We start from the raw sequence: 12,741 nt of genomic DNA, 5'->3' as shown, positions 1-12,741 counted from the left end.
CCGGACGCATCCCGCCCCGGTATTGTCGGAGCGTGCGATGGAGTCGAGTGGGCTGGCCCGGTGTCGGGTACGTCTCGTTCGAGGACGTCGAGGGCTACGCCGAACACCTCGCCCGCCTGGTCACCGACGCCCCACCATCGGTCGCGGCCCTCGCCTCCGTGACCTGGAACGAAGCCCGGATCGCCGCGTGGCACGACACCGACCAGCAGACCCCGTCCGGCGCCCAGGACACGGCAGGCATCGACGACGCCCCGACCCGGTCGGTCCGGGCGGTCGTGGTGGTCCGCACCGACGAGGTCCTCGACACCCCGGACGGTCTGTGGCGGCGCTGGAACCACGCGCAGGTCACGCTCGACTTCGAGCGGGCCGTGCTCGAACCGGCCGACACCGCTCCGCTCGCCGTCCTGGCCGGAGACGTGCAGGTCTCGCGCGGTGAGATCGCCCACGTCGACGCCGACGTCTGGGAGCTCCGGCTGCTCCTCTCCCCCACCGGCGAGCTCGCGGTGCACTTCCGGGACGTCGCGATCGCGGTGCGGCCGGTGCACGAGCAGGTGTGGACCGACCTCGGGGAGCGTCCGGCGCACGGCTGGCACGGTCCGGTGCCGGACGGCTGGCTGGAGTGGGCAGCGCCGGCGGTCCGTGCGGCCGGGCACGGTGACGTCGGGGGCCTGTCGCTCGAGCTGGACGGGTTCGGCGTCGACCCGACCGGCATCGACGAGGTCGACCCCCGCTGGGGTTTCGCCCCGCTGCACGCCGCCGCGTGGTTCGACCGACGCGGCACGATCGAGGCGCTCCTGGAACGCGGCGCGGACGTCACGGTGCCGGACGCCGAGGGCCGCACGGCGCTCGACCTCGCGCGCGAGCGCGGTGCGCGCCGGGCCGAGGAGGCGCTGCTCGCCTGGTACGACCGGCCCGCCACCGACGACCCCGCCGTCTGACACCCGGCTCGCGACCCGCGGGGCCGACGGGCGGAACGCGACACGGCCCGCGATGGAGCAGTCGTCGTCGGGTCACGCCGGCGGACCCGACGACGACTGCTCCATCGGGGGCGGGGTCGGGTCCGGGACCGGACGACGGACGGGAGGCGCGGTGCCAGCTGACACCGTCCTCCCTCGCAGGCTCGGTCGGCGCGCCCCGCGCAACGCTCCGCGTCGCCGCAGAGCGGGGCGCGCCCGTCCGTCAGCGGGTCCGCTCGGCGGACCCCCGCGCCGCCGAGCGGGGCGCGCCCGTCCGTCAGCGGGTCCGCTCGGCGGACCCCCGCGCCGCCGAGCGGGGCGCGCCCGTCCGTCACCGGGTCGCGTCAGTCGCGACGCGTCTCGAGCGCGTTCGCCTGCGCGACCTTCCCGTACCAGCGCGCCGAGTCCTTCGGCGTGCGCGCGAAGGTCTCGCGGTCCCACGCCACGAGCCCGAAGGTCGGCCGGTAGCCGGAGGCCCACTCGTAGTTGTCGAGCAGGGACCAGTGCTGGTAGCCGAGGACCTCGATGCCGTCCTCGATGCAGCGGTGGATCCCCTCGAGGGCGCCCTGGGTGTAGGCGACCCGGCGGGAGTCGTCGGCGGTGGCGATGCCGTTCTCGGTGATCATCAGCGGCACGTGGCCGGAGAGCTCCCACGCGCTGCGGAGTCCGTCGGCCGAGGCCTCGGGGTAGAACTCCCACCCGGTCAGGGTCGTCTCGACGTCCTCCGCGACCGGGACCGGCCCGGAGGCGCCGATGAACGTGCGCGTGTAGGCCTGCACGCCGAGGAAGTCGTCGCCGGCGGCCTGCTCGAGGTACCAGTCGTCGCGCGGGTACCCGTACTCGCGGAGCATCTGCTCGGACCCGGGCTCGCCGTTCGCGCGGAACGCCTGCGTCGCGATGGTCCAGCCGGACTGCAGGCCGGAGACCTGCGACAGGACCTCGCGGGAGCGCTTGTGCGAGGCGAGCAGCTGGTCGGCCACGTGCAGGTCCGGGTTGGGGAGCCCGTACGCGACCAGGTTCGCGGCGTCCTCGCCCCCGGCGAGCATCGCGGCGATGTTCGGCTCGTTGATCGTGCAGACGTAGCGGACGCCGTCCTGCACGACGGGGAGCGCGGCCTCGGTGTAGCGGGCGAAGAGGTCGGCGGCGTCGTCGGCGCGCCAGAACCCGTCGCGCTCGAACCAGCGCGGGACGGTGAAGTGCATGAGCGTGACGATCGGTTCGATGCCGGCCTCGTGGCAGGCCTCGACCATGCGGCGGTAGTGGTCGATCTCGGCACGCGAGACGTGGCCGCGCTCGGGCTCGATGCGCGCCCACTCGATGCTGAACCGGTAGGAGTTCAGGCCGAGGTCGGCGGCGATCCGGATGTCCTCGCGGTAGCGGTGGTAGCTGTCCGCGGCGTCGCCGGAGGGTTCGACGATGGTGGTGTCGGGCTCGTGCTCGTGCACCCACCAGTTGCTGTTGACGTTGTTGCCCTCGATCTGGTGGGCGGCGGTGGCGGCGCCCCAGAGGAAGCCGTCGGGGAACTGCAGCGTGGTGATGATGGGTCCTCTCGGTGCGTCGGCGTCAGTGCGCCGACAGGAAGTCGTCGAACAGCGCGATGGTCGCGGTGGGGTTCTCGACGTGGGGTCCGTGGTAGCTCGTGGGGACGACCTCGTAGCGTGCGCCGGTGTCCTCGGCCATCTGCCGCTGCCACGGGATCGGCCAGGCGCCGTCCCACTCGCCGTGCGCCACGAGGACCGGGAGCCCGGTCGCGCGGAGCTCGGCGGAGCTGTCGGTGTGGTCCTCGAGGATGTGGCCGCCGGCGACGACGCTCAGCGGGCTGGTCGCGTCGAAGCGGTCGCGCACCATGCGGACGTCGTCGGGGAGTTCCTCGTCGGGACGGCCGGCCCACAGCGGGTTCGTGGCGTCGAACAGCGTGCGGAGGTCGCCGGCGGTGTCGTGCAGGATCGTCAGCTCGGTGACCTTGCGGTAGGGCCAGCCGTACGGGCCGGAGCAGAACTGCACGACGCTCCGGAACGACCCCGGCGACGCGATGGCGGCCGCGCGGGCGATCACGCCGCCGAGCGAGTGTCCGATCAGGTGGACGGGCGCGCCGTCGTCGAGCAGTGCGGCGACCCGGACGACGTCGGCGGCCTCCTGCTCGAGCGAGTAGTCGCGGGGCGAGGTGGGCGCGGCGGAGTCGGCCTGGCCGCGGCGGCTGATCGCGACCGCGGTCCAGCCGGCCTCGCGGAGGAGCGGCATGAAGGTGCGCCAGTCCTCCTTCGAGCCGGTGTACCCGGGGACGACCAGGACCGTGCCCTTCGACGGCCCGGACGGGACCACGCGGTAGGCGGTGAGCCGCCCGACCGGGAGGTCGACGCCGACGACGTCGACCCCCTCGGGCGTGGGCAGGTGGCCGAAGGGCGGGACGGACGGGAACTCGTGGAGCGTGCTCATGCGAGCAGTGTCCGCCGCGGGTTCGGCACCGCGTCCAGCAGCGCGACCGTGTAGTCGTCCTGCGGGTGCTGCAGCACCTCGGCCGTGCGGCCGCGCTCGACCACGGCGCCGTCGTGCAGCACCATGACGTCGTCGGTGATGAGGCGCGCGCTGAGCAGGTCGTGCGTGATGTAGAGGAGCGAGACGCCCCACTGCTCCCGCAGGTCCTCGAGCAGCGCGAGCACGCCGGCGCGCAGCGTGACGTCGAGCATCGAGACGGGCTCGTCGGCGATGATCACCTGCGGGTCGCTCGCGAGCGCCCGGGCGATGACGACGCGCTGCCGCTGCCCGCCGGAGAGCTGGTGCGGGAGCTTCTGCGCGAACTGCTCGACGGGCGTCAGACCCACGGTCTCGAGGATCTCGAGCATCCGGCGCCGGGCGTCCCGACCGCGGAGCCCGGTGTAGTTCGCGATCGGCCGGGACAGCGTGTACTCGACCGTGTGCAGCGGGTTGAGCGCCGCGTACGGGTCCTGGAACACCATCTGCACCTCGGAGCGCAGGTCCTTCAGGCCGCGCCTGCCGAGCTTCGCCACGTCGGTGTCGCCGAACCGGACCGTGCCGCTGGTGGGCTGCTCGACGCCGGTCAGCATCTTCGCGATCGTCGACTTGCCCGAGCCGGACTGGCCGACGAGGGCGAGCGACTGCCCGGGCTCGAGCGTGAACGACACGTCGCGCACGGCCTGCACGGGCTGCTCGCCCCGACGGGGTGCCGGGTAGGTCTTCACGAGGTGCTCGACCACGATCGGGTTCTTCGCCGCGGAGCGCTCGCGCGACCCGACCGTGCTGAACGACGACGTCGTCTCCTGCCGCGTGGCCGACGGGTCGCGCAGGGAGCGGTCGGGGAAGCCCGGCAGGCTCACGACCTCCGCACGCGGGTCGGCGTAGTGCGACAGGAGCATCTTCGTGTAGTCGTCCTGCGGGTCGCGGAGGACCTCGAGCGAGCGGCCGTCCTCGACGATCCGCCCCTCGTGCATGACGAGCACGCGCTCGGTCGCCTCGAGCACGATGCCGAGGTCGTGACTGATGAGGACCGCGGTGAACCCCTCGGACCGCTGCAGCTCGATGATGGTGTCCATCACGGCGTGCTGCACGAGGACGTCGAGGGCCGTGGTCGGCTCGTCGAACACCATGAGCTGCGGCTCGAGGGACAGCGCGAGGGCGATCGACACGCGCTGGCGCATGCCGCCGGAGAGCTCCCCCGGGTAGCGCGCGAGCATCGACTCCGGCAGCTTCACCTTGCCGACGAGTTCGCGCATCCGGGCGTCCCAGCGCTCCCGCGGCACGTGGCCGTGAGCCTTGAAGACGTCGACGAAGTGGTTCCGGACGGTCCGCACCGGGTTGAGCGCGTTCATGCCGGACTGCAGCACCATCGCGAAGCCGCCCTGGCGCTGCTGGCGCAGCGCCTCGGCGTCGAGGTCGCGGATGTCGCTCCCGGCGAAGACGATGCTGCCGCCGTTCGTGCGCGCCGGCGGCTTCTGCAGCCGGGTGAGCGCGTAGCCGAGGGTCGACTTGCCCGAGCCGGACTCACCGACCAGGCCGACGAACTCGCCCTTGCGCAGGCTGAACGAGACGTGGTCGACGGCCTGGACGGCCGTCTGGCCGGCCGACTCGTAGACGACCGACAGGTCGCGCACGTCGAGCAGGACGTCCTGCGTGGCGTTGGTGGCGTCGGACGGGAGGCGCGTGGCGGCGCCGCCACGGGCCTCCAGGCCGTCGCTGGTCACGTCGGGTGTCTGGCCGCTCATGCTGCTGCCTCCTTCTTGCGGCGCGCGCCCTCGCGCAGTCGCGGGTTGGACACGGCGTCGACGCCGAAGTTGATGAGGGTGAGGCTCATCGCCAGGAGGGCGATGCAGAGACCGGGGGCGAACAGCAGGACCCACTGGCCGGTGAGCAGCGCGTTCGAGTTCTGCGCCCAGTAGAGGATCGTGCCCCAGCTGACGATCGAGGAGTCGCCGAGTCCGAGGAACTCGAGGCCCGCCTCGGCGAGGATCGCGCTCGTCGCGGCGCCGAAGAAGCTGCCGACGATGAGGCTCGTCATGTTCGGCAGGATCTCGCGGAACACGATGCGGGTCGCGCCCTCGCCGGAGAACTGCGCGGCGGTCACGAAGTCACGGCTGCGGAGCGACTGCGTCTGGGAGCGGAGCACGCGTGCACCCCATGCCCAGCCGGTGACGACGATCACCGCGATGATGACCGCGATGCCGCCGTTCTGGAGGTACGCCGCGATCACGATCATCAGGGGCAGGCCCGGGATGACGAGGAACAGGTTCACGACGAACCCGATGACCTCGGCGACCCAGCCGCGGATGTAGCCCCAGCTCAGGCCGATCGCGACGGCGACGAACGTGGACAGGAAGCCCGCGACCGCACCGACGAGCACCGAGACCCGGGCGCCGTAGATGATCTGGGAGAGGACGTCCTCGCCGGCGGCGGTCGTGCCCATCCAGTGCGCCCAGCTGGCGTCGGCGTTGCGGGCGAAGCCGTTCTGGCTCGCGCCGTACGGGGCGAGGAGCGGAGCGGCGATCGCGACCAGGACGAAGAAGCCGAGGATGCAGATGCCGACGCGGGCCTTGGTGTTGCTCCAGACGACGCCGAACTGGCGGCCGACGGACTTCCACCTGGAGGGGGCGGCCTGGTCGTGCTGCTGGTCCGGGTCCTGCTGCTGCTGGGTGCGTACTGCGACGGTTGTGTCGGGTGTGCGCGTGTTGGTCATCGGCGCGTCCTCGGGTGGTTGTCGTCGGCGCAGCACGCCGCCTTCGTGAGGTTGTTGGTCATCGGCGCGTCCTCGGGTCCAGGACGCCGTACAGGACGTCCACGATGAAGTTGGCGATGAGCACCGACACGGTGATCATCAGGAAGAGGGCCTGCATGAGCGGGTAGTCCTGCCCGATCACGGCGTTGAACAGCAGGTAGCCGATGCCCGGGTAGCCGAACACCTGCTCGACCAGGACCGAGCCGCCGACGACACCGCCGAGGGCCAGGCCGAAGCCGGTCAGGTTCGGCAGGATCGCGTTCCGTGCGGCGTACCGGATCGCGACCGTGCGGCCGCGGAGCCCGTTCGCCTCGGCGAAGGTGACGTAGTCGTCGCCGAGGGTGTTGATCATGGCGTTGCGCATGCCGATGATCCAGCCGCCGAGGCTCGTGACCAGGATCGTCACCGCCGGGAGGATCGCGTGCCGGAGCACGTCGCCGACGTACTCGCCGTTCCAACCGGGGGTGCTCGTCGCCGAGGACGCCCCGGTGGTCGGGAACCAGTGCAGGACGTAGCCGAGGAAGAACAGCAGCAGGAGCGCCGTCCAGAAGTACGGGAACGTCGACATGAACGAGCCCGAGAGCGTCGGGAGCGAGTCGAGCCAGGTGCCGCGCTTCCAGGCCGCCGCGACGCCGATCAGCGTGCCGATCACGAACGCGAGGATCGTGACCGTGCCGACGAGGACGAGCGTGTACGGCAGGGCCCGGCCGACGAGGTCACCGACGGGCTGCGGGTAGAACGTGTAGCTCGTGCCGAAGTCGAGGGTGACGACCTGGTGCAGGTAGCTGACGTACTGGTCCCAGAGGTTGCCGCTGGGGACGCCGAGCTGGGCCTCGATGGCCTTCTTGGTCGCGTCGGTGACGGGACCGTTCTGGCTGAGCTTGGCGAGTGCGGCGTCCGAGGGGCTGCCCGGCATGAGGCGCGGGAGCACGAAGTTCAGCGTGACCGCGGCCCACAGGGTGAGGACGAAGAGGACGAGTTTCTGGAGGACGTACTTCACTTGCCTGCCTCCGTCTGCTGCGTCTTCTGGCGCTGTTCGTCGAGGATCGCCTTGCCGGCCGCGCTGTCACGGAGCCGGAGCTTCGTGAAGATGAGCAGCGGGGCGGAGTCGTAGTTCTGCGGCGCCATGTACGGGTCCTCGGCACTCGGCCAGCCGACGAACTTCGCGTCGCTGAACAGTCCCCAGAGCCCGCCGTAGTACATGCCGATCACGAGCAGTTCGTCGTACACGATCCGCTGCAGCTGGTCGAGGATCCGCTGTTGCTCGGCCCGGTCGGTCGTGCCCCGGTACTCGTCGAGGAGCTTCTGGGTGTCCGCGTCGCGGTAGCGCTCGAAGTTGTTCACCGTCGACTTGCCGACCGGTTGGTAGAAGTCGCTCGACAGCAGCGAGTTGTAGGCCTGGAACACGTCGCCGTTGCCCATGCCGCCCATCGCCATGTCGAACTTGCCGTTGTTGATGTTCTGCTGGTACCCGGCGGGCTGCGGCGCCTGCAGGTTGACCTTGATGCCGATCTTCCCGAGGTCGCGCTGGACCTGCTGGGCGGCGCGGAGCCAGTCCGAGTACCCGTTCGCGGTCATCAGGTTGATCTCGAGCTGCTTGCCGTCCTTGACGAGCTTGCCGCCCTGCTGGGTGTAGCCGGACTTCGCGAACTCGGCGAGGGACCGTTCGGTGTCCTGCGTGATCAGGCCCTTGTCCGGGATCGACGGGTCGAGGAACTGCTCCTGGTTCGGCAGGATCAGTCCGGTCTGCCCCGCGGCGCTGAGGTTGCCCTCGGACGCCGTCTCGGCGATGTCGTCGCGGTTCAGCGCGTACGAGATGCCCTTGCGGACGTTGACGTCGTCGTACGGCGCCTTCGTCAGGTTCGGGATGAGGCCGATGACGCCGCCGGCCGGGAACCACCACTTGTTGGTGTCGGCGGCCGCGCCCCAGGTGCCCTTGACGTCGGAGATGAACGAGTACGCCCAGTCGTAGCCGCGTGTGACGGTGTCGAGCTGCGTGTTCGTCGCCGGCAGGACGAGGTGCTCGATCGCGATCTTGTCGGCCTGCCAGTACCGCGGGTTCTTGTCCATCGAGTACTGCTGGTCGGAGTAGTTGCCGAGCACGAACGGGCCGGTGCCGACCGGGTTCGGGTCGCGCCACGTGACGGGGTCCTTCACCCCGCCGTAGTGCCGCTCGCCGAGGATGTACGTCGCGCCGATGATGTTCAGGCTCGGCACGTCCTCGCCCTTGAGGTGGAAGACGACGTGGTCACCGTCCCGCTCGATGCGGTCGATGTGCTGCCAGGCGCCCTTGACGTCCATCGCGGGGAACTTCTTGAGCAGGTCGAACGTGAAGACGACGTCCTTCGCACTGAAGGGCGTGCCGTCGGACCACTCGACACCCTTCCGGATCGTCATGTCGATCGTCCGCGCGTCCGGGAGGTCCCAGGAGCTCGCGAGCCACGGGGTGCCCTTGCCGTCGAGCGGGTTGATCTCGATGAGCGGCTCGTACATCCACTTGCTCGCGGTGCGGGCGTTCGAGATGTACGGGTTGAAGTTGCGGTCGAACAGCGGGTTGCCGCGGTCCGCGTTGATGAGCATCGTGTCCTTGCCGATGCTCGGGTCCGGTTGGGACCGGACCTGGATGCTGCAGCCGGTGGCGGCGAGGGCCACGACGGCGATGCCGGCGAGCGCGGCCGTCAGGCGTCCGCGACGGCGGCGGCGCTGTGGGGGAAGCGTCATTGCTCGGTCGACCTCCGTGTCGAGTGGGTACGTGGTCAATGTATGCGCTTACATCGCCCGATGCAAGCGAGCGCGTTGTTTCCCGGGGCGGCACGGCGCGTGCGGCGCGGACGGCCCTCAGACGGACGGCGGGCAGCTCTCGCGCAGCAGGACCTCGACCGGCAGTCGCACGGCGCGCGGTGGCCCGTCGCGGTGCTCCAGGCGGTCCACGATCGCGCGGACCGCAGCGCGACCGAGCTCGGCCATCGGCTGGTGCACGGTCGTCAGGCGGGGCGAGGAGAACCGTCCCGCGTCGATGCCGTCGAACCCCGTGACGACGAGTTCGTCGGGGACCCGCACGCCCCGCGCCGCCGCCGCGTCGAGCACACCGAGCGCCGACTGGTCGTTCGAGCAGACGATCGCGCGCGGCACCTCGGGTCCGTCGAGCAGACCGACCGCGAGTTCCCGCGCCCGCACCCGTCCGAAGTCACCGTGCACGACGCGCACCGAGGACGCGGGCAGGTCGTGGTCGGCCAGGGCCTGCCGGAAGCCCGCCGACCGCTCGATGTCGTCCGGGGAGTCGATCGGTCCGGCGAGGTAGGCGATCGACCGGATGCCGAGCCGGCCGATGACGTGCGACGCGACCGTGCGCATGCCGGCGGTGTTGTCGACGCTCACCGAGTCGAAGCCGTGCGAACGCCGGTCGTCGGCGAGCACCACGACCGGGATCCGGCGGGCGACGTGGTCGAGCAGCTCGTCCGGCACCGTCTGGGCCATGACCGCGAGCCCGTCGACCCGACCGGCGACGTCGTTCACGACGACGTCGCGGGACGGTCCGCGCCCGGCGGCGACCATGAGCGCCAGCCCGCGCTGCCACGCCTCGACCTCGGCGCCGCGGAGGACCTCGTCGAAGTACAGGGCGGACGCGGTCGGCTGCGTGACGTGCCGCCGGTCGTCGACCACGCGCACGCCGCCGTCGGTGACGAGGTCGGGCCGTTCGTCCGGCACCACGTCGAACCCGGGCAGCAGGAGACCGACCACGCCGGTCCGCTTGCCCGCCAGGGCTCGGGCGTTGCCGGACGGGACGTAGCCGAGCGTGCGGATCGCCGCCTGGACCCGGTCGCGGGTGCCCTCGCGGACCGCGTCGGGCGTGCGGAGCACGCGCGAGACCGTGGCGATCGAGACGCCGGCCTCGGACGCGACGTCGTAGACCGTGGGCGGCGCCGTGCGCTGCGGACCCATGCCGCGCCTCCCGTCCGTCCTCCGTGACCGAGCCGCGCCCCTGCGCGGACGGACCATCCTAGGCACGGCCGCGGCGGCGGCTCCTCCACAGGTGGGCGGGAGCGCCTGCGTCCACAGGTGGCCGGAAGTGCTTGCGCTCCGCGGACAGGGCGCGGCACACTGATGCGACCTCAGTACGTCCCGTGAGGAAGCGCATCAGCAGGCCGGGGGCCTGCACCACCCGATGCCCACGCACACAGGAGGAAACATGTCACAGTCGACGCGTTCCGGCAGCAAGCACGCCATCCGCCTCACCACGGACGAGGCCGAGGTGCGCGACGCGCTGCTCGACCGATCCGACCACGGTGCCGCGTGGGCCGTGGAGGACCTCGAGGGGACGGACTCGGTCAGCGGTCCCTGAGCGACGGCGGGGCCTCCGGGTCGGCTCCCGCCCCGGGAACCGTCTCGGTCTCCAGCGCGGAGCCGATGATCGCCATGCCCGCGCCCCGCAGACGGCGCCGCTCCTGGGCGATGAACGTCAGGAGCCGCTCGTTCGTCCCGGCGACGTGCGCCGCGAGCATCTCGGCGGCACGGTCGGCGTCGCCCGCGCGGACCGCGTCGAGGATCGCGCTGTGCTCCTCCCACGCGGCCTCGCGGGCCTCGGCGGTGCGGACCTCGATCCAGCGCGTGCGCTCGAGCCGCGTGAGCGCGTCGGCGATGGCGTCGGTGACGAACCGGTTGCCGCCCAGCGCGGCGAGGTCGAGGTGGAACGTCGAGCCCATGCGGATGCCGGCCTCGCGGTCCGGTGTGCTGCGGAGCTGGTCGAGGTGCGCGCGGACCTCGTCGAGCTGGTCTGCCGAGGCACGCTCGACCGCCAGACGCGCGGCCGCGGGCTCGAGCACGCCACGGAGTTCGGCGAGGGAGGCGATCTCGTCGAGGTCGATCGGCGTCACCGTCCACGAGCGACCCTCGTGCAGGATGAGTCCCTCGCGCTCGAGCCGCGACAGGGCCGCCCGCACCGGGGTCCGCGAGGCGTGGAAGCGCCCCTCGAGCCCACGCTCGGAGATGCGCTCGCCCGGGGCGATGTCGAGGGTGAGGATGGCCTCGCGCAGGTTGTCGTAGAGCTGGGTCGTCTGGGACACCGGGGCGGCGTCGGACGTCGCCGCGTCGGCCGTCGTTGCATCGGTGTCGGTCACGGCAGACGAGCCTAGTGCGTTCCGCCACGATTGGTATACCGTCGCGGTGTACCGACTGGTACCGCCCCGGAACGACAGGCTGCACCGATGACCACACCCCGCCGCGCGTGGACGATGCTCGCCCTCGGGGTCGCCGCACAGGCCGCGGGCACCCTCGTGGTCTCGGCGCCGGCGCTCCTCATCCCGCACCTGCTCGCGCAGGGCATGCCGCTCGCCTCCGCCGGACTGTTCGCGGCGGCGCCGACGGTCGGCCTCGTGCTCACGCTCATCGCCTGGGGCGCGGTGACCGACCGGGTCGGCGAACGGGTCGTGATCGCCGGCGGCCTCGCGCTGACCACGCTCACCGTCGTGGCCGCCTGGCTGTCCGCGGGCGACCCCGTGCTGCTCGGGGCGGCGTTCCTCGCGGCCGGGATGACGAGCGCGTCCACGAACGCCGCGAGCGGCCGGGTCGTGGTCGGGTGGTTCCCGAAGGAGCGGCGCGGCCTGGCGATGGGCATCCGGCAGATGTCGCAGCCGCTCGGGGTCACCCTCGCGGCGGTCACCGTCCCGCAGCTCGCGGAGGGGTCCGGCATCCGGGCCGCGCTCGTGCTGCCGTTCGTCCTGTGCGCCGTGCTCACCGTGCTGTGCGCCGTGGGGATCGTCGACCCGCCGCGTGCCGCACGAGCCGCGGCACCGGAGCGCCCGCTCGGTGCCGCACCGGTGCGCCCGCTCGGTGCGGGGCCCGGCCTGCGATCGGAGGCGCCGGCGAACCCGTACCGGTCGTCCGGGTTCCTGTGGCGGGTGCACGCGGTGTCGGTGCTGCTCGTGGTGCCCCAGTTCACGCTGTCGACCTACGGGCTGGTGTGGCTCGTCGGGCTCGGGTGGTCGACCCCCGCGGCGGGGCTCCTCGTCGGTGCGTCCCAGTTCGTCGGAGCGGTCGGGCGGATCCTCGTCGGGGCGTGGAGCGACCGTGCGGGCTCACGCGTCGGACCGCTCCGGGTGGTCGCCGTGTCGGCAGCGGTGGTGATGGGGGTGATGGCGCTCGTCGACGTGTCGCACTGGGCAGCGGCGGCCGTGTTCCTGCTCGTCGCCACGAGCGTGACCGTGGCGGACAACGGGTTGGCGTACACCTCCGTCGCCGAGGCGGCCGGTCCTGCGTGGTCGGGCCGGGCGCTCGGGACGCAGAACACCGGGCAGTTCCTCGCGGCGAGCGCTGTGGGCCCGTGCGTCGGCGCGCTCGTCGGAGCGCTCGGGTTCGCGGCGTCGTTCGGGCTCGTCGCCGTGCTGCCCCTGCTCGCGCTGCCGTTGGTGCCGCGCACGGACCGCTCGCACGACTGACGCGCCCGCACCGGCCACCGATCGGACGGGGACGGGCGACCGGGCGACCGGGCAACCGGGCAACCGGGCAACCGGGCAACCGACGAGGGCCGAGTGCGCAGGACATGCCGTCGGCGTCCCGCCG

Annotated in this window: 11 protein-coding genes; 3 read left to right on the top strand and 8 right to left on the bottom strand. The window is 72.0% G+C overall.

The window, feature by feature from the left end; genetic code table 11:
- Positions 1-32: 32 nt before the first annotated feature.
- The gene (locus tag QOL16_RS02760; protein ID WP_139197564.1) at positions 33-938 is read left to right on the top strand and encodes an ankyrin repeat domain-containing protein; all 906 of its coding nucleotides are present in this window, start codon (positions 33-35) and stop codon (positions 936-938) included.
- Positions 939-1,300: 362 nt separating this feature from the next.
- Here QOL16_RS02760 and QOL16_RS02755 read toward each other — a convergent pair whose 3' ends face one another.
- From QOL16_RS02755 to QOL16_RS02725, 7 genes are all read right to left on the bottom strand, one after another.
- Positions 1,301-2,497 carry a family 1 glycosylhydrolase gene (locus QOL16_RS02755; protein WP_139197565.1) on the bottom strand — a complete coding sequence of 399 codons (1,197 nt, stop codon included), beginning with the start codon at positions 2,495-2,497 and terminating at the stop codon, positions 1,301-1,303.
- 22 nt (positions 2,498-2,519) lie between these two features.
- Positions 2,520-3,392, bottom strand: coding sequence for an alpha/beta fold hydrolase (locus tag QOL16_RS02750; protein WP_071285274.1), 873 nt, complete (start codon positions 3,390-3,392; stop codon positions 2,520-2,522).
- Positions 3,389-5,176 carry an ABC transporter ATP-binding protein gene (locus tag QOL16_RS02745; protein ID WP_083395158.1) on the bottom strand — a complete coding sequence of 596 codons (1,788 nt, stop codon included), beginning with the start codon at positions 5,174-5,176 and terminating at the stop codon, positions 3,389-3,391. The genes QOL16_RS02750 and QOL16_RS02745 overlap by 4 nt, the downstream gene beginning before the upstream one ends.
- Positions 5,173-6,144 (bottom strand): ABC transporter permease, encoded by a 972-nt coding sequence (locus tag QOL16_RS02740; RefSeq protein WP_071285272.1) that lies wholly within the window; start codon positions 6,142-6,144, stop codon positions 5,173-5,175. The genes QOL16_RS02745 and QOL16_RS02740 overlap by 4 nt, the downstream gene beginning before the upstream one ends.
- Positions 6,145-6,202: 58 nt before the next feature.
- Complete coding sequence (locus tag QOL16_RS02735; protein WP_065962774.1) at positions 6,203-7,183, bottom strand: ABC transporter permease; 981 nt, start codon at positions 7,181-7,183, stop codon at positions 6,203-6,205.
- Entirely contained in the window at positions 7,180-8,904 is a 1,725-nt protein-coding gene (locus QOL16_RS02730) for an ABC transporter substrate-binding protein (RefSeq protein WP_175473137.1), read from the bottom strand. The genes QOL16_RS02735 and QOL16_RS02730 overlap by 4 nt, the downstream gene beginning before the upstream one ends.
- 117 nt (positions 8,905-9,021) lie before the next feature.
- Positions 9,022-10,125, bottom strand: a complete 1,104-nt coding sequence (locus QOL16_RS02725) for a LacI family DNA-binding transcriptional regulator (protein ID WP_065962776.1) — start codon at positions 10,123-10,125, stop codon at positions 9,022-9,024.
- Positions 10,126-10,372: 247 nt separating this feature from the next.
- Here QOL16_RS02725 and QOL16_RS02720 point away from each other — a divergent pair, with 247 nt between their 5' ends.
- Positions 10,373-10,525, top strand: coding sequence for a hypothetical protein (locus QOL16_RS02720; protein WP_175473136.1), 153 nt, complete (start codon positions 10,373-10,375; stop codon positions 10,523-10,525).
- Here the strand turns inward: QOL16_RS02720 and QOL16_RS02715 are convergent.
- Complete coding sequence (locus tag QOL16_RS02715) at positions 10,512-11,300, bottom strand: GntR family transcriptional regulator (protein WP_217637644.1); 789 nt, start codon at positions 11,298-11,300, stop codon at positions 10,512-10,514. The two genes, QOL16_RS02720 and QOL16_RS02715, sit on opposite strands and share 14 nt — an antisense overlap.
- Before the next feature lie 87 nt (positions 11,301-11,387).
- Between QOL16_RS02715 and QOL16_RS02710 the strand changes: the two genes are divergently transcribed.
- Positions 11,388-12,617 carry an MFS transporter gene (locus QOL16_RS02710; protein WP_071285270.1) on the top strand — a complete coding sequence of 410 codons (1,230 nt, stop codon included), beginning with the start codon at positions 11,388-11,390 and terminating at the stop codon, positions 12,615-12,617.
- Positions 12,618-12,741 lie beyond the last annotated feature (124 nt).

It is taken from the genome of Curtobacterium sp. MCBA15_004 (assembly GCF_001865055.2).
Taxonomy (GTDB): Bacteria; Actinomycetota; Actinomycetes; order Actinomycetales; family Microbacteriaceae; genus Curtobacterium.
This window is presented reverse-complemented; position numbering and strand designations above follow the sequence as displayed.

Bases quoted from the DNA above. Each gene is read 5' to 3' on its own strand.
- QOL16_RS02740 (WP_071285272.1), bottom strand. From the start codon at position 6,144: ATGACCAACACGCGCACACCCGACACAACCGTCGCAGTACGCACCCAG.
- QOL16_RS02750 (WP_071285274.1), bottom strand. From the start codon at position 3,392: ATGAGCACGCTCCACGAGTTCCCGTCCGTCCCGCCCTTCGGCCACCTG.
- QOL16_RS02745 (WP_083395158.1), bottom strand. From the start codon at position 5,176: ATGAGCGGCCAGACACCCGACGTGACCAGCGACGGCCTGGAGGCCCGT.
- QOL16_RS02720 (WP_175473136.1), top strand. From the start codon at position 10,373: ATGTCACAGTCGACGCGTTCCGGCAGCAAGCACGCCATCCGCCTCACC.
- QOL16_RS02710 (WP_071285270.1), top strand. From the start codon at position 11,388: ATGACCACACCCCGCCGCGCGTGGACGATGCTCGCCCTCGGGGTCGCC.
- QOL16_RS02725 (WP_065962776.1), bottom strand. From the start codon at position 10,125: ATGGGTCCGCAGCGCACGGCGCCGCCCACGGTCTACGACGTCGCGTCC.
- QOL16_RS02730 (WP_175473137.1), bottom strand. From the start codon at position 8,904: ATGACGCTTCCCCCACAGCGCCGCCGCCGTCGCGGACGCCTGACGGCC.